Annotated in this window: 15 protein-coding genes; 11 read left to right on the top strand and 4 right to left on the bottom strand. The window is 38.6% G+C overall.

Features of this window, described 5'->3' with window-relative positions:
• Positions 1-14: 14 nt before the first annotated feature.
• The 3 genes from PHO71_RS01915 to PHO71_RS01925 all read right to left on the bottom strand — a co-directional run bounded on the left by PHO71_RS01915 (position 15) and on the right by PHO71_RS01925 (position 2,638).
• A complete protein-coding gene (locus PHO71_RS01915; protein WP_300198109.1) occupies positions 15-239 on the bottom strand; it encodes an anti-sigma factor in 225 nt (74 codons plus the stop codon).
• A gap of 77 nt (positions 240-316) precedes the next feature.
• Positions 317-841 carry an RNA polymerase sigma-70 factor gene (locus tag PHO71_RS01920; protein ID WP_300198112.1) on the bottom strand — a complete coding sequence of 175 codons (525 nt, stop codon included), beginning with the start codon at positions 839-841 and terminating at the stop codon, positions 317-319.
• A 198-nt stretch (positions 842-1,039) separates the two neighbouring features.
• The gene (locus PHO71_RS01925) at positions 1,040-2,638 is read right to left on the bottom strand and encodes a DUF6377 domain-containing protein (RefSeq protein ID WP_300198115.1); all 1,599 of its coding nucleotides are present in this window, start codon (positions 2,636-2,638) and stop codon (positions 1,040-1,042) included.
• 259 nt (positions 2,639-2,897) lie between these two features.
• Here PHO71_RS01925 and PHO71_RS01930 point away from each other — a divergent pair, with 259 nt between their 5' ends.
• The 11 genes from PHO71_RS01930 (at position 2,898) to PHO71_RS01980 (ending at position 13,443) form a co-directional block, all read left to right on the top strand.
• On the top strand, positions 2,898-3,275 hold the full coding sequence (locus tag PHO71_RS01930) for a hypothetical protein (RefSeq protein ID WP_300198118.1): 378 nt from the start codon (positions 2,898-2,900) through the stop codon (positions 3,273-3,275).
• A gap of 115 nt (positions 3,276-3,390) precedes the next feature.
• A complete protein-coding gene (locus PHO71_RS01935) occupies positions 3,391-3,741 on the top strand; it encodes an NADH-quinone oxidoreductase subunit A (protein WP_300198121.1) in 351 nt (116 codons plus the stop codon).
• Positions 3,732-4,334 carry an NADH-quinone oxidoreductase subunit B gene (locus tag PHO71_RS01940; protein ID WP_300198124.1) on the top strand — a complete coding sequence of 201 codons (603 nt, stop codon included), beginning with the start codon at positions 3,732-3,734 and terminating at the stop codon, positions 4,332-4,334. Before PHO71_RS01935 ends, PHO71_RS01940 begins: the two co-directional genes overlap by 10 nt.
• 80 nt (positions 4,335-4,414) lie before the next feature.
• On the top strand, positions 4,415-6,007 hold the full coding sequence (locus PHO71_RS01945) for an NADH-quinone oxidoreductase subunit D (protein WP_300198127.1): 1,593 nt from the start codon (positions 4,415-4,417) through the stop codon (positions 6,005-6,007).
• Positions 6,008-6,036: 29 nt separating this feature from the next.
• On the top strand, positions 6,037-7,113 hold the full coding sequence (gene nuoH, locus PHO71_RS01950) for an NADH-quinone oxidoreductase subunit NuoH (protein ID WP_300198130.1): 1,077 nt from the start codon (positions 6,037-6,039) through the stop codon (positions 7,111-7,113).
• Between the two features lie 53 nt (positions 7,114-7,166).
• Positions 7,167-7,655 carry a 4Fe-4S dicluster domain-containing protein gene (locus tag PHO71_RS01955; RefSeq protein WP_300198134.1) on the top strand — a complete coding sequence of 163 codons (489 nt, stop codon included), beginning with the start codon at positions 7,167-7,169 and terminating at the stop codon, positions 7,653-7,655.
• Positions 7,656-7,657: 2 nt separating this feature from the next.
• A complete protein-coding gene (locus tag PHO71_RS01960; RefSeq protein ID WP_300198137.1) occupies positions 7,658-8,170 on the top strand; it encodes an NADH-quinone oxidoreductase subunit J in 513 nt (170 codons plus the stop codon).
• 33 nt (positions 8,171-8,203) lie between these two features.
• Positions 8,204-8,512: an NADH-quinone oxidoreductase subunit NuoK gene (nuoK, locus tag PHO71_RS01965; RefSeq protein ID WP_300198140.1), complete on the top strand. Its 309-nt coding sequence runs from the start codon at positions 8,204-8,206 to the stop codon at positions 8,510-8,512.
• Between the two features lie 49 nt (positions 8,513-8,561).
• Positions 8,562-10,451, top strand: coding sequence for an NADH-quinone oxidoreductase subunit L (gene nuoL / locus PHO71_RS01970; RefSeq protein ID WP_300198143.1), 1,890 nt, complete (start codon positions 8,562-8,564; stop codon positions 10,449-10,451).
• 36 nt (positions 10,452-10,487) lie between these two features.
• Positions 10,488-11,972, top strand: a complete 1,485-nt coding sequence (locus PHO71_RS01975; protein ID WP_300198145.1) for a NuoM family protein — start codon at positions 10,488-10,490, stop codon at positions 11,970-11,972.
• A 31-nt stretch (positions 11,973-12,003) separates the two neighbouring features.
• Positions 12,004-13,443, top strand: coding sequence for an NADH-quinone oxidoreductase subunit N (locus tag PHO71_RS01980; protein WP_300198147.1), 1,440 nt, complete (start codon positions 12,004-12,006; stop codon positions 13,441-13,443).
• 81 nt (positions 13,444-13,524) lie between these two features.
• Here the strand turns inward: PHO71_RS01980 and PHO71_RS01985 are convergent, their stop codons facing one another.
• A complete protein-coding gene (locus PHO71_RS01985) occupies positions 13,525-16,320 on the bottom strand; it encodes an ATP-binding protein (RefSeq protein ID WP_300198150.1) in 2,796 nt (931 codons plus the stop codon).
• Positions 16,321-16,393: the final 73 nt, after the last annotated feature.

Genomic DNA, 16,393 nt, shown 5'->3' on the forward strand with positions numbered 1-16,393 from the left:
GTATTTTAATCAGGCTATGTATTTCTGCGTTCCTCTTTATCACGCATAAATTCAGATAATTTTCGCTGAGCAAGTTCTTCATCACCTTCCAAAAGTATCCAATCTAAGAGTGACACCATATTCTGATTCTTAAGAAACTCTTCTCGCAATTCTTCATTCCCATTAATCTCAGATAACATTGCTTGCTTCTCTTCAAGAGAAAGCTCATCTGTGAAATATTTAGTTAGATCCATTCCCATTCTTAATCTTCCTTTTTATCAAAGAACGATTATCACAGGAAATACCCCTAAAAACAACTAATAATTTTCCAAAAAAATTATGCGGCAAGACATATTCTCAGTTTTCCCCTTAACTTTTTCAACGCTATACTCATCTGGCACTCAACCGTATTTACCGAAATACCCAGACGTTCGGAGATTTCCCGATATTTTAATCCTTCCACACGGCTCAACATAAATATATCACGGCATCGTTTCGGCAAACTATTAACTGCCTTACGAACTAAAACTTCGGTTTCATTGCTCTCTGAAATATTGCATACATCGAAACGATCTAAAGATTGCAATTTCAAATTTAGTTCTATTTCAAAAGAAGTTTGTATATGTTCAATGTACCTCTGTTCAAAGGCTTTGTGTTTCAAGTGATCCAGACATCTGTTTCTCACAAGTCTGAAAAGATAAGCATTCATGTTTTCTATAAGATCTATTGAACCTCGTTTCTCCCACATATCAGTAAAGACATCTTGAGTTATATTTTCTGCATCTTCTTCCAAGATCACATATTCTCTTGCAAACCGAACCAGTTTAGAATAATAAGTAATATACATTTCAGAAAATTCCATATTTGTTTTTCATTTAGATTAAGCACTCAATTACCAAAAATCTTATGCTGCAAATATAGAAATGGAAAAAGCATATTTCTTATGCGTGGTAGGCTTTAAAGTAGATGATTTTACATCTTCATATTACTTAAACATTTATTAAACAGATAAATACATAAAATCATTTAAAACAGTTTGGTAAACTAGATAGAATTACTTTTAAGACAGAGAACCTAGCTTTTTGACCTCTTCTTCGAAATGATTTCCTTCAAGAATAGACATTCTCTTCACCTTGCTCTTATAATTATAAATCGTCTGGACAGAATAATGCAGAAACACAGCAATCTGTGCGACGTCTGTAATTCCCAATCTCATCAAAGCAAAAATACGCAATTCAGTGTTCAATCGTTCTTTTTCCGGTTGATATTGTTCTTCCGGTATGAGAAGAGCATTAAATTCCTCAACAAAGTTTGGATACAACTTCAAAAAGGCCTTATCAAAATTAAGATATAGTTCTTCAAGCTCTTTTTCGAAAGGACGGGAAGAAGTTTTATGTAATTCATCAATCTGTCCGGTTTTTATTTTCCGATTGACATTCTTTCTATATTCATCAAGCTTATTTATGTAAACGGCACATTGATTCATAAAGTACCCAATATACTTCTCCTTAATCAAGTTAGCCTCATCCAGATTTCTATTCAAATCGACCAACTCCTCATTCATCGCTTTAAGATTCTTTCTAGCTTTTGAAACTGCCTTCGTCTGTTTATAAGTGAAATATAGAGTGATGGCAAGAGCAACTGCAAACAAACTGACCAATAAAATATAAAAACGAAGATTTTGTTTCTGTTGTTCCAACCGATATAGATAAGTATTCTCTATAATAGGATGAATACGGGCAATCACAGTATTCTTAAAACGGGAATTATAGAAAATAGCATCATCTAAAGCTACTTTTATATAATTGTAAGCTCTATTTATATCTCCTTTATGATAAAGTTTTACCGCCAAACTTAATAATGCCTCATTCTCCTTTACAGCCAATTTTGTATCTGTTATGGCAGCTAAAATCAAATACTTCTCTTCCACATCAAGATTACCAATTAATCGGTTGGCACTTGAAAGCCCCATAGACATCATTGCATATCCATGAGTATCCGGTTTTTCTTTATCATAAATTCTGGTTAATATTGGAATGGCTTCTTTCACATGTCCGCTCTCTTGAAGTTTTATAGCCTTTTCCTTCAAATATTCATCTGATTTTTCATACAGGATACTCATTACTGTATCTCTGTATGCTTCCTTCTTTGCTATATATTCATTTGAAAACCTTTCGTCATCAGTATATTTAATCAGGTTTTCATAATACCGGATACTATTCCAGCAATACATAGCTTTCAAATAATCGGGTAGATTATTACATTGAATTGATTTATAAATATCATTCGCCTGAACAAAAAGTCCGGATAAAGAGTAAACAAAAGCTAACTGAAGCCTGCTTTCCAACCAATGCTCTTTGTCTCCAAGACTCTTAGCTATTTCTAAATTCTCCTGTATGTATTGTTCAGCAGAATCGCAAACAAACGTACCATAATGCTGAATAATTTCGGCATTCAAACGATACATATCTACTAAAGTTCCTTGCTGAGTTTTCTTTAATTTCAAATCTTTTATGACAGCCTTTTTTTTATCGGTATAAATCTGACGATCGGATATTACTTTATCTAAAACAGTCAATAATGAATCATTCTCATTACCAGCATAGAGACGAAAAAAAGGAGTTGTTAATAATATTATAAACCAAAGTGTGCATTTCATACCATATAATCTTAATATTGCAAAAAAATATATTTTCTTTGGGTATTCAATCAAAAAGAGCGTAAATCATTGCTTTTATTACATTCTTTAACTATTACTAAAAATATCTTTATATAATAAGAATATATATTTCCAGCAACCATAAGCTAGGGAAAAGTATATTTCGCCACAAGGTACGTTAAAAAAAACTTTTTTGTAACATGGAGTTTGCAAAAAGTCTGAATATTAATTCTATATTTGCGGTCATTATAAGAGAAAGATGAAACAAAGCTTAAAATATGGATTACTCTTGGTACTAGCTTTGCTAATCCACTCTGTCGCCAACGAGAAAGTGGAAAATATGTGCAAAGCGCCCTTCCCGACTTACAGTCAGGAGGAGTGTTATTTATCCCAAGAGTCACCAGTTGAAAATGCACTTGGACGACTTTTTCATCTCTATTCTATCCAATCATGCGATATGAGCCATGTAGATGTGGTGCACATTCCGGCAGATAAAAGTATTTTATTACCCATTACTTATCTCCGTGAACACCAAAAACAAGTAACCACATCTTTTTCTCATCTATCCTACATTCCAAACTATTTTTATGACCCTATAACTCATTATATATATGGTCTGAGGAAAATTGTCATTTAGCAGACTACTTTTCACTTATTCGAATTTATCGTTCAGTTTATTTCTTATCCGGTGGGAATAAGAAGTTTATTGCTTATCTTTTATATAATATTCAATCTAAACAGCTATTGAAGTTATGAATTTTACATTATTAGTTGTTGTTTTACTGACGGCGATTGCTTTTGTTGGTGTGGTTATAGCCCTTTCACGAGCTATCTCTCCCCGTTCGTATAACATACAAAAGTTCGAAGCCTATGAGTGTGGTATACCGACACGTGGTAAATCATGGATGCAATTCCGTGTAGGCTATTACTTGTTTGCCATCCTGTTCTTAATGTTCGACGTTGAAACAGCTCTCCTGTTTCCATGGGCAGTGGTCATGCACGATTTAGGTCCACAAGGACTTGTCAGTATTCTTTTCTTCTTTATTATTTTGGTTCTGGGACTTGCGTATGCCTGGAGGAAAGGAGCTTTGGAATGGAAATAACAAAAAAACCAAAAATAAAATCAATTCCTTATGAGGAGTTCATTGACAATGAATCATTGGAAAAACTGGTCCAAGAACTCAATGCAGGGGGAACAAACGTTGTTCTCGGAGTTTTGGATGACTTTATCAACTGGGGGCGCAGTAATTCACTTTGGCCGCTTACCTTTGCCACTAGTTGTTGCGGTATCGAATTTATGGCATTGGGTGCTGCTCGTTATGATATGGCCCGGTTCGGGTTTGAAGTAGCACGTGCCAGTCCGCGTCAGGCAGACATGATCATGGTTTGTGGAACAATCACTAACAAAATGGCTCCGGTATTAAAGCGTCTATATGATCAGATGCCCGATCCGAAATATGTGATTGCAGTAGGAGGCTGTGCCGTGAGTGGCGGACCTTTCAAAAAATCCTACCATGTAGTGAATGGAGTAGATAAAATTCTCCCAGTAGATGTATTTATCCCCGGATGCCCACCACGTCCCGAAGCTTTCTATTATGGAATGATGCAGCTACAACGCAAAGTGAAAATAGAGAAATTCTTTGGTGGAACAAACAGAAAAGAGAAGAAACCTGATTACATAAAAAATGAGGAATGAAAAATGGAGAATTTAGAATTAACTGCAGTTTCAAAACTGCACTGTAATTCCTCATTCTACATTCTTAATTTAAAAGATTTATGCAAGAAATACAATTTATAGAACCAGCAGCACTACACGACGAAATGCTGCGCTTGCGCAATGAGAAACAGATGGATTTCCTCGAAAGTCTCACTGGTATGGATTGGGGAACAGCAGACGAAAAAGATACACCGGAAACTCTTCGTGGTCTTGGAGTAGTCTATCATCTCGAATCGACAACAACCGGAGAGCGGATTTCTATCAAAACTGCGACCCTAAACCGGGAAAAACCAGAAATTCCTTCAGTAAGCAATATATGGAAAATAGCCGATTTTTACGAACGTGAAATATTCGACTATTACGGAATTGTCTTCATTGGACATCCTGATATGCGCCGTCTGTATTTGCGTAACGATTGGGTAGGTTACCCGATGCGCAAAGATAATGACCCGGAGAAAGATAATCCACTTCGTATGGACAATGAAGAAACTTATGATACGACGCAGGAAATAGAACTCAAGCCGGACGGAACCATCAAAAACAAGGAAATATTATTGTTTGGAGATGAAGAATACGTTGTCAATATCGGGCCTCAGCATCCTGCGACTCACGGAGTTATGCGTTTTCGCGTTTCTTTGGAGGGCGAGATTATTCGTAAAATCGATGCTAACTGTGGTTATATCCATCGTGGTATTGAAAAGATGAACGAAAGTCTTACCTATCCGCAAACATTGGCATTAACAGATCGTCTGGATTATTTGGGAGCTCATCAGAATCGTCATGCACTCTGTATGTGTATTGAGAAAGCGATGGGCATTGAAGTCAGTGACCGTGTGCAATACATCCGTACCATTATGGATGAATTGCAACGTATCGATTCTCACTTATTATTCTACTCTTGTCTTGCTATGGACTTGGGAGCATTGACTGCTTTCTTCTACGGTTTTCGTGATCGTGAAAAGATTCTCGATATTTTCGAAGAAACCACCGGAGGACGATTGATTCAGAACTATAACACCATCGGTGGTGTGCAAGCAGACCTTCACCCGAACTTTGTAAAACGAGTAAAAGAATTTATCCCTTATTTGAGGGGGATCATCCACGAATATCACGATATCTTCACGGGAAATATCATTGCACAAAGCCGTCTGAAAGGTGTCGGCATATTGAGTCGAGAGGATGCTATTTCATTTGGTTGTACCGGAGGTACAGGACGCGCTTCCGGATGGTCATGCGATGTACGTAAGCGAATACCATATGGAGTATATGATAAGGTCGATTTTAAAGAAATCATTTATACAGAAGGAGATTCATTCGCTCGTTACTTAGTACGTATGGACGAAATCATGGAAAGTCTGAACATTATTGAACAACTGATAGACAATATCCCTGAAGGACCTTATCAAGAAAAGATGAAGCCTATTATCCGTGTTCCTGAAGGTAGCTATTATGCAGCTGTAGAAGGTAGTCGCGGAGAGTTCGGTGTATTCTTGGAAAGCCATGGAGATAAGGTTCCTTACCGTCTGCATTATCGTTCCACGGGATTACCACTCGTTGCAGCTATTGACACGATATGCCGCGGAGCCAAGATTGCCGACCTCATTGCAATCGGTGGAACAATAGATTATGTAGTTCCGGATATTGATAGATGATAATAAACAAAATTCTTAATTTAAGAAATATGTTCGACTTTAGTATTGTAACAAACTGGATACACGAGCTACTCATCTCCGTCATGCCGGAGGGACTGGCTGTTTTTATAGAATGCGTAGTCATTGGCGTATGTATCATTATGATGTATGCCATTCTTGCCATCTTATTGATTTACATGGAACGTAAAGTCTGTGGTTTCTTCCAATGCCGTCTCGGTCCGAACCGAGTTGGTAAATGGGGATCAATCCAGGTACTCTGCGACGTTCTGAAAATGCTAACCAAGGAAATTTTCACCCCGAAAGATGCTGACCGCTTCCTTTATAACCTTGCTCCATTCATGGTTATTATTGCCTCGTTCCTGACTTTTGCTTGTCTTCCTTTTAATAAAGGAGCAGAAATTCTAAACTTCAACGTAGGCGCATTTTTCCTATTGGCAGCCTCTAGTATTGGAGTTGTAGGTATTTTGCTTGCAGGTTGGGGTAGTAATAACAAGTTCTCACTTATCGGAGCCATGCGAAGTGGAGCCCAAATTATCAGTTATGAACTTTCAGTAGGGATGAGTATCATGACAATGGTAGTATTAATGGGAACCATGCAATTCTCTGAGATTGTAGAAAACCAAGCCGATGGTTGGTTTATTTTTAAAGGGCATATTCCTGCCATCATCGCTTTCATCATCTACCTGATTGCAGGAAATGCAGAGTGCAACCGGGGTCCGTTCGACCTTCCCGAAGCAGAAAGTGAATTAACAGCCGGGTATCACACTGAATATTCGGGTATGCATTTCGGTTTCTTTTATTTGGCCGAATATTTGAATCTGTTTATCGTTGCCGGTGTTGCAGCCACTATCTTCCTCGGAGGTTGGATGCCTTTACACATTGCCGGTTTAGATGGATTCAACCAAGTAATGGATTATATCCCCGGTTTTATCTGGTTTTTCGGTAAAGCATTTTTTGTCGTATTCCTGTTAATGTGGATCAAATGGACATTTCCACGCTTGCGTATCGATCAGATTTTGAATCTGGAATGGAAATATCTGGTTCCCATTTCTATGGTAAACCTATTACTAATGGCATGCTGTGTGGCTTTCGGCTTTCATTTTTAAGTAATAAGACACACTTATTTGTCATTCGAAGTAATTAATGTAAAAAGAGAATTATGGAATATAAAGATCAAAAATATACGTACCTAGGAGGTCTGATGCGTGGCATCAGCACCCTAGCGACGGGTATGAAAACCAGTATCAAAGTTTACTTCCGTAAGAAAGTAACCGAACAATACCCCGAAAACAGGAAAGAACGGACAATGTTCGACCGTTTCCGCGGAACGCTCATCATGCCCCACAATGAAAACAACGAGCATCACTGTATTGCCTGCGGATTATGCCAAACAGCGTGTCCGAATGACACTATTCAGGTGGTAAGTGAAATGATTGAGACAGAAGATGGTAAAAAGAAGAAAATCTTAGCAAGATATGAATATGATCTGGGATCATGTATCTTCTGCCAACTGTGTGTGAACGCTTGTCCACACGATGCAATCACGTTTGACCAGAACTTTGAGCATGCAGTATTCGACCGTACGAAGCTCGTTCTGCAACTTAACCATAAAGGTAGTAAAGTAATAGAAAAGAAAAAAGAAGTTTAAATATGGGATCAACACTTGAAACAGTAGTATTCTACTTTTTGGCAGTATTTATTATTGCAATGTCTATCATGACAGTGACCACCCAACGTATCGTACGCTCGGCTACCTACCTGCTTTTCACACTTTTTGGTACAGCAGGTATCTATTTTCTGCTAGGCTATACATTTTTGGGATCTGTTCAGATTATGGTTTATGCCGGTGGTATTGTCGTACTTTATGTATTCTCCATTTTATTGACCAGTGGAGAAGGTGACCGTGCCGAGAAAGTCAAACGAAGCCGATTTCTGGCAGGACTCTTTACAATGATTGCCGGTGCAGCCATTATTCTGTTTATCACTTTGAAGCACAACTTCCTACAAACCGGAAATCTGGCTCCTCAAGAGATAGACATTCATGCCATTGGTTATGCTTTGCTAAGTAGCGACAAATATGGCTATATATTACCTTTCGAAGCTATCAGCGTCTTATTGTTGGCCTGTATTATCGGAGGTATCATGATTGCACGTAAGAGATAAAAAAGTATTAACTATCAAATAGTAAGTTTGAATATGATACACATGGAATATTATCTGGTAGTATCGACTATCATGATGTTTGCAGGAATTTATGGATTCTTTACTCGCCGGAACACACTGGCTATCCTGATTTCTGTCGAGTTAATGCTGAACGCTACGGATATCAACTTCGCCGTGTTCAACCGCTTTCTATTTCCGGATGGAATGGAAGGGTACTTCTTTGCTTTATTCTCTATTGCAATCTCGGCTGCGGAAACTGCTATAGCAATTGCAATCATGATTAATATTTACCGGAACCTCAGAAGCATCCAAGTCCGCAACCTGGATGACTTGAAATGGTAAGGATAGACTCAATTAATAATAATAAAATAAAGTAATTAAAATAATTTGTATGGAACTAACAATTCTAATACTCCTTCTTCCTTTTCTCTCCTTCTTATTATTAGGAATCGGAGGTAAATGGATGTCTCACCGGACAGCGGGCATCATCGGTACGCTGGTATTGGGAGCCGTAACAGTACTATCGTACGTCACAGCTTTTCAATATTTCTCCGCACCACGCTTGGAAGACGGAACGTTTGCCACTTTAATGCCTTACAATTTCACGTGGCTTCCTTTCACTGAGACTTTACACTTTGATCTGGGCATTTTGCTCGATCCTATATCTGTGATGATGCTGATCGTCATCTCAACCGTATCGCTGATGGTACATATCTACTCATTCGGCTATATGAAAGGAGAAACAGGATTCCAACGTTATTACGCTTTCCTGTCATTGTTTACTATGTCAATGTTGGGACTGGTAGTCGCAACAAATATTTTCCAGATGTATCTGTTCTGGGAATTAGTAGGTGTCAGTTCTTACTTACTTATAGGCTTCTATTACACCAAGCCAGCAGCTATCGCAGCATCCAAAAAAGCATTTATCGTAACACGATTTGCCGATTTGGGTTTCCTTATCGGTATTCTGATATACGGTTATTACGGTGGTACGTTCGGATTTACTCCTGACACGGTATCAATAATTAGCGGTGGTGCTTCGATGTTGCCTTTAGCACTAGGATTGATGTTTATCGGAGGCGCCGGAAAAAGTGCCATGTTCCCATTACACATCTGGTTACCGGATGCAATGGAAGGCCCGACCCCAGTGAGCGCATTGATCCATGCAGCAACAATGGTTGTGGCCGGTGTTTATTTGGTAGCGCGAATGTTTCCATTATTCATTGCTTATGCACCTGATACATTACATATGATTGCCTGGGTAGGAGCTTTCACTGCTTTCTATGCGGCAAGTGTGGCTTGTGTACAATCAGATATCAAACGCGTACTCGCCTTTTCTACGATCTCGCAGATTGGCTTTATGATGGTAGCATTAGGTGTTTGTACTTCAATGGACCCCCATCATGGAGGATTAGGATACATGGCTTCTATGTTCCACCTATTTACACACGCTATGTTCAAAGCACTGCTATTCTTAGGTGCGGGCAGCATTATTCATGCTGTACATTCTAATGAGATGTCTGCCATGGGGGGACTTCGTAAATATATGCCAATCACTCACTGGACTTTCCTGATCGCTTGTTTGGCTATTGCAGGTATTCCCCCTTTCTCCGGTTTCTTCTCCAAAGATGAGATTCTGGCAGCCTGTTTCCAATACAGCCCTGCTATGGGGTGGGTGATGACGGTTATTGCAGCAATGACAGCTTTCTATATGTTCCGTTTGTATTATGGCATTTTTTGGGGAAAAGAAAACAAAGAGCTTCATGCTCACCACGTTCCTCATGAAAGTCCGTTAGCCATGACCTTCCCGCTTATGTTCCTGGCGGTTGTGACTTGTGGAGCCGGATTTATTCCTTTCGGACATTTCATCAGTTCAAATGGGAAATCGTACTCAATACACCTTGATCCCTCTGTTGCCATTACCAGTGTAGTAATTGCAATCATTTCCATCGCTATTGCAACCTGGATGTATAAGAATGCAAAGCAACCAGTTGCAGATGCATTGGGAAATCGTTTCAAGACATTGCACAAAGCTGCCTATAACCGTTTCTACATCGATGATATATACCAGTTTATCACCCATAAGATCATTTTCCGCTGCATCTCTACCCCTATCGCATGGTGGGATCGTCATGTAGTAGATGGATTTTTCGATTTTCTGGAATGGGCAACTCATACAACAAGCGACGAAATACGCGGTTTACAGAGTGGTCAAGTACAGCAATATGCCTATGTGTTCTTTTGCGGAGCGCTGGTGTTAATCCTGTTACTGGTTCTCTAATTTATAATTAATAATCTATAATTCATAATTATACAAATGAATTTCTTATCAATCTTCGTACTTATTCCTCTATTGATGTTGGCCGGACTATGGGCTGCAAGAGGGATTAAAGCGATTCGGGGAGTTATGGTCATCGGAGCATCGGCACTTCTGATAGCTTCAGTTGTACTCACCTTCCTGTATCTGGGAGAACGTAATGCCGGAAACACAGAAGAGATGTTATTCCGTGCCGACACAGTCTGGTATGCCCCCCTACACATTGCTTATTCGGTAGGTGTCGATGGTATCTCAGTAGCTATGTTATTATTATCTGCTGTTATTGTATTTACCGGTACATTTGCTTCCTGGCGTTTACAACCTTTGACAAAAGAATATTTCCTTTGGTTCACTCTCTTGTCGATGGGAGTTTTCGGATTTTTCATATCCATTGACTTATTCACCATGTTCATGTTCTACGAGATTGCACTTATCCCTATGTATCTTTTAATTGGGGTATGGGGTTCCGGTCGCAAAGAGTATGCAGCCATGAAACTGACTTTGATGCTAATGGGAGGTTCAGCCTTCTTGTTGATCGGTATTCTCGGTATCTATTTCGGTTCGGGAGCAACTAGTATGAATATACTGGATATTGCGCAACTGCATAACATACCATTTGCTCAACAATGTATCTGGTTCCCTCTGACCTTCCTCGGTTTCGGAGTATTAGGAGCACTTTTTCCGTTCCATACATGGAGCCCCGACGGTCATGCATCTGCACCGACAGCAGTATCTATGTTACATGCCGGAGTTTTGATGAAATTAGGAGGTTACGGATGTTTTCGCATCGCCATATATCTAATGCCGGAAGCCGCCAATGAGCTTTCCTGGATCTTCCTGATATTAACCGGTATTTCTGTTGTATATGGCGCTTTCTCTGCTTGTGTACAAACTGACCTGAAATACATCAACGCTTATTCATCGGTATCGCACTGCGGTCTGGTACTTTTTGCAATTTTAATGCTGAACCAGACAGCAGCAACCGGAGCTGTTCTTCAAATGCTTTCTCACGGTTTGATGACAGCATTGTTCTTCGCCCTCATCGGTATGATTTACGGACGTACCCACACACGTGACGTCCGGGAACTTTCGGGACTGATGAAAGTCATGCCATTCCTTAGTGTATGTTACGTGATCGCAGGTCTTGCCAATTTAGGTTTACCGGGATTAAGCGGATTTATTGCAGAAATGACCATCTTCGTCGGCTCCTTCCAGAATCCGGATGCATTCCATCGCACTTTGACTATTATCGCTTGTTCGTCCATAGTCATCACAGCAGTTTATATCCTCCGCCTGGTTGGTAAGATTTTATATGGTACCTGTACAAACAAACACCATCTTGAACTGACAGATGCAACTTGGGACGAACGTGTTGCTGTTATCTGCTTGATTGTTTGTGTAGCCGGACTAGGTATGGCTCCTTTCTGGGTCAGCCATATGATTGGTGAAAGTGTATTACCTGTTGTTTCTCAACTAGTCCCTTAATTCATAATTCTTAATTAATAAATCAGACAAAATGGATTATTCACAATTTTTACATATGCGAGAAGAGTTGTCACTCATAGCCGTACTGCTGATTTTATTTCTGGCTGACCTCTTCATGAGTCCGGACGCACACAAAAGAGACGGCAAAGCACAGCTAAACACAATGCTTCCTGTTATATTGATGACTATTCATACAGTTATCAACTTTTTCCCAGGCACTGCTGCCGACATTTTTGGTGGTATGTACCATTATGTACCGATGCACACAGTCATCAAATCAATTCTGAATGTCGGTACATTGATTGTATTCCTGATGGCACATGAGTGGATGAAACGCGACGATACTTCTTTCAAACAAGGTGAATTCTATGTACTTATACTTTCCACCTTGTTTGGTATGTACCTCATGATCTCTGCCGGACACTTCCTGATGTTCTTTATCGGATTAGAGACAGCTTCTATCCCCATGGCTGCATTGATCGCTTTCGACAAATATCGCCATAACTCAGCAGAAGCCGGTGCTAAGTACATTCTTACAGCTCTTTTCTCTAGTGCTCTGTTATTATTTGGGTTATCCATGATCTACGGTTCTGCAGGAACTCTCTATTTCGATGATTTGCCTGCTCATATCAACGGAAATCCACTGCAAATAATGGCTTTTGTTTTCTTCTTCACAGGTATGGCATTTAAGCTATCATTAGTTCCATTCCACCTTTGGACAGCCGATGTATATGAAGGAGCACCAAGTACTGTTACTGCTTACCTGAGTGTCGTTTCAAAAGGTTCAGCTGCATTTGTGTTATTGACTATCCTGATTAAAGTATTCGCACCAATGATCAATGATTGGCAAGAAGTGTTATACTGGGTAACTATTGCAACAATAACTATTGCCAATATCTTTGCTATCCGGCAGCAAAACCTGAAACGATTGATGGCTTTCTCCAGTATCTCACAAGCTGGATATATCATGTTAGGCATAATTGGGGGTACAGCACAAGGAATGACTGCTTTGGTTTACTATGTATTAGTTTATGTTGCTGCCAACCTCGGTGTGTTTGCGGTAATTACAATTGTAGCATTACGTAGCCAAAAGTTTACATTAGAAGACTATCAAGGATTATATAAAACAAATCCAAAGATTGCTTTCCTGATGACCATGTCTCTGTTTTCTCTGGCAGGAATTCCTCCATTTGCAGGCTTCTTCTCGAAGTTCTTCATATTTATGGCGGCCTTCGATGCAGGTTTCCATCTGCTGGTATTCATTGCATTAGTTAATACAGTTATATCTTTATATTATTACTTATTAATCGTGAAGGCAATGTACATTTCTCCTTCCGAGAATCCTATTCCAACTTTCCGTAGTGACCGTTGCACCAAATTGGGATTGGCACTTTGCACTTTAGGTATCATCGGTTTAGGTATTGCAAGTATTGTATACCAGTCTATTGATAAATTATCTTTTGGAATATAATAACAAATAATCATCTTATTAAAAGGAAGGGGCTTGGTCAATAAAACCAAGCCCCTTCCTTTTAATAAGATATATATAACTTTATACCATTTCTAAATCTGCTATATAAGGATGAGTAAACCAGAAACGAGATCCTTTACCTAATTCAGAATCTACCCCAATTTGCCCGCCTAATTGCTCTACAATACTTTGGCAGATAGAAAGTCCCAGTCCTGTACCATGTACAAAAGAATCAAGTTTTACAAAACGTTCGAAGACAGCCTTCTGATGTTCTTTATCTATACCTACTCCTGTATCTTGGACATAAAATTCAAGTTCTTCTCCCTTCAACTCATAACCGACACAAATGCTTCCCTTCGAAGTAAATTTGATCGCATTATTTACAAAATTAGATATAACCTGATGTAAACGATTCCGGTCACTAGTGATATGATAATGGGGAAGTTCTGAATCAAAAATCAGTTTCACATCCCCTTTCACTTTCATTTGCATAGAAAGCACAATATCTTCGCACATCATATTTACATCCACATCACCATTGGTAAATTCAAAAGTACCAGCTTCAATCTTCGATAAGTCAAGTATATCAGAGATCAACTGTAGAAGCAAATCATTATTTTCACGTACTATTTTTATATATTCCTTTCTTTCTTCCAAATTCTCTGAATCAACCAACAAATCAGAAAAACCTACAATAGCATTCAACGGAGTACGAATTTCATGACTCATATTAGCTAGAAAAGCACTTTTGAGGCGATCCATCATTTCTGCTTTATCACGTGCTTGAATAAGCTCCTTTTCCGTCTCCTTCAATTCTGTAATATCATAATTGATGCCTATAATCTCAATTTCATTTTCTTCGGGCTTATAAGTAGTAACCACAACATTCATCCTCACCCAATTCCATTGATCCTTCGTTCCGGGACGACGAACCCGCATTTCTTCTTTAAAGTCCTTTGCATTTCCTTTTTTAACTTCCTCATAAAAGTTAAGAATAAGTTTACGATCTTCAGGATGCATCTTGCTGTAAATACCTACAACATCACTTAAAGATATTTCCTCTTCCTCACCCATATTCTTATACCACTGCTTGATAGCATATCCTTTCCGATTGATAAGGTTCAATTTGGCATACCCGACTTTAGCATAGTCAGAAATCATCAAAAAGAAATTCTCAAAATCACGGATACGTTTCATAGCATCCATACGTTCGGTATTATCAATACTAATCAAGATATATCCATTAAAATTCCCATCACTATCGTATAGTTTACTAACTTTAGTATATAAATCGATAATATTACAACGATTTGTCTGATAATATCCACCAACCTGACCGAACGAATAATTCAAACGAAACTCTACCAGATCTTCATTTCGTACTCGTTCGCGGATATCCTGAGGAACATTAGGGTTATCAAAGAAGTTTACGCCCAATGCATCCATCTTGTCATTCAGCCCAAATATCTCGACATCCTTGTTGTTCATATCAATCAAGACTCCATCTTTATCATAAATTTCTACGCCAGCCGGAATATTGACAAAGATATTTTTGAAAAGTTTTTCACTACGGTCTAATGCCCGGTTGGTTTTCACAGTTTCCGTAGAATCAAGAAATAGTCCTACTATCTCATCTTTTTCAGGAGAATAAACAATCCAGTGTGTATAAATTCCTGTTTTCGGTAAATATTCATCAAACTCTTTATGTATGTTCGATTCCTGAATATTCAATAAATCATCCAATTTCTTACTATAATCAGTATATATTTCCGAAGCCCGTAATCCCACAAACTTATCACAGGGAACTCCAAAAATCTTCGAACAGATTTCATTTGCATCTGTTATCTGGTAATCACAAGGGATATCATCCTCGTTGCGAATAATAGACAACCTCAAATATCCCATCGGCATATAAGAAAACAGATTACGTAAGAAAGATTGTTCACGGGTAATATTATCTTTTGCTTTTCGCAATTCCATGCAGATACTTACGATATTAGCTAAAGAGGCGAACCATTGATAATCTTCATTACTCCACTCCCTATAAGAATTGACAAGATCTATACCCATATATCCCCAAATATGATCACTTGCCATTAATGGAGTGGCCATTAATGAACAGATACCTTGTTTAGAGAGAATATTATACTCATCTACTGCCTCTTCAGGCAATTGCCGCAAAGAATTCAGAATAATCGGCTTAGATGATAGTATTTGTTCAGTCCACCATTTAGTTTGATTACTGGGAATAGAGTTTAGATACTCTTTTTCTGTTGATATACCTTCAGAAACGACTTCGTATGTGCAGCTATGATGATTATTCGTTTCATTATATTCAAAAATATAGACACGCCCACCACCATAAAGTTCTAATATATCTCTCAGAATCTCCATAATACAAGATTCCACTTCTTCATCCTGAAGAAAACTAAATAAAGATCGTGAAATAGAATTCTGCTGACGCACCAAATTATTAACACGTCGTAAGGTCTCTTTTTCATCTGCCTTCTCCGGTGCTTCTACCCTCTGAATTACTCCAAAAGATTTATCACCTCCATTCGTACCGGTTCCTTTCTCACGCTCAGCGAGACGTGTATGTAACCAAATTTCACCGTATTTGGAAGAAATAGGGAACGTCTGTTCATAGAAATTTTTATGAATAGATATATTCTCTTGAAACTCACGAATAACTTGTTCACGGTAATCCTCACGTATCAGTTTTTGGAAATCAATAAAAGATATAGTATCTCCTTCTAAACCTAAAAGATCACATAAAAATTCAGAACATAAATAGTGTCCTGCCACAAAATCTGCTTCCCACCATCCAATCTGGGCTAAGGAAGACATTTTACGATATCGTTTGTTGTCTGTTTGCATAAAAATATCCTTCATTAAATTAACCAGGAAGTCAGCAAATATACATATAATATCTCAAAATATATACTATTCT

Source organism: Bacteroides sp. (assembly GCF_028690125.1).
GTDB lineage: Bacteria > Bacteroidota > Bacteroidia > Bacteroidales > Bacteroidaceae > Bacteroides.

What these genes read in the sequence shown, in the direction of transcription:
- PHO71_RS01935 (WP_300198121.1), top strand. Translation starts at nt 3,391, where the DNA reads ATGAATTTTACATTATTAGTTGTTGTTTTACTGACGGCGATTGCTTTT.
- PHO71_RS01940 (WP_300198124.1), top strand. Translation starts at nt 3,732, where the DNA reads ATGGAAATAACAAAAAAACCAAAAATAAAATCAATTCCTTATGAGGAG.
- PHO71_RS01925 (WP_300198115.1), bottom strand. Translation starts at nt 2,638, where the DNA reads ATGAAATGCACACTTTGGTTTATAATATTATTAACAACTCCTTTTTTT.
- PHO71_RS01915 (WP_300198109.1), bottom strand. Translation starts at nt 239, where the DNA reads ATGGGAATGGATCTAACTAAATATTTCACAGATGAGCTTTCTCTTGAA.
- nuoK (WP_300198140.1), top strand. Translation starts at nt 8,204, where the DNA reads ATGATACACATGGAATATTATCTGGTAGTATCGACTATCATGATGTTT.
- PHO71_RS01955 (WP_300198134.1), top strand. Translation starts at nt 7,167, where the DNA reads ATGGAATATAAAGATCAAAAATATACGTACCTAGGAGGTCTGATGCGT.
- nuoL (WP_300198143.1), top strand. Translation starts at nt 8,562, where the DNA reads ATGGAACTAACAATTCTAATACTCCTTCTTCCTTTTCTCTCCTTCTTA.
- PHO71_RS01960 (WP_300198137.1), top strand. Translation starts at nt 7,658, where the DNA reads ATGGGATCAACACTTGAAACAGTAGTATTCTACTTTTTGGCAGTATTT.
- nuoH (WP_300198130.1), top strand. Translation starts at nt 6,037, where the DNA reads ATGTTCGACTTTAGTATTGTAACAAACTGGATACACGAGCTACTCATC.
- PHO71_RS01985 (WP_300198150.1), bottom strand. Translation starts at nt 16,320, where the DNA reads ATGCAAACAGACAACAAACGATATCGTAAAATGTCTTCCTTAGCCCAG.
- PHO71_RS01975 (WP_300198145.1), top strand. Translation starts at nt 10,488, where the DNA reads ATGAATTTCTTATCAATCTTCGTACTTATTCCTCTATTGATGTTGGCC.
- PHO71_RS01920 (WP_300198112.1), bottom strand. Translation starts at nt 841, where the DNA reads ATGGAATTTTCTGAAATGTATATTACTTATTATTCTAAACTGGTTCGG.
- PHO71_RS01945 (WP_300198127.1), top strand. Translation starts at nt 4,415, where the DNA reads ATGCAAGAAATACAATTTATAGAACCAGCAGCACTACACGACGAAATG.
- PHO71_RS01980 (WP_300198147.1), top strand. Translation starts at nt 12,004, where the DNA reads ATGGATTATTCACAATTTTTACATATGCGAGAAGAGTTGTCACTCATA.
- PHO71_RS01930 (WP_300198118.1), top strand. Translation starts at nt 2,898, where the DNA reads ATGAAACAAAGCTTAAAATATGGATTACTCTTGGTACTAGCTTTGCTA.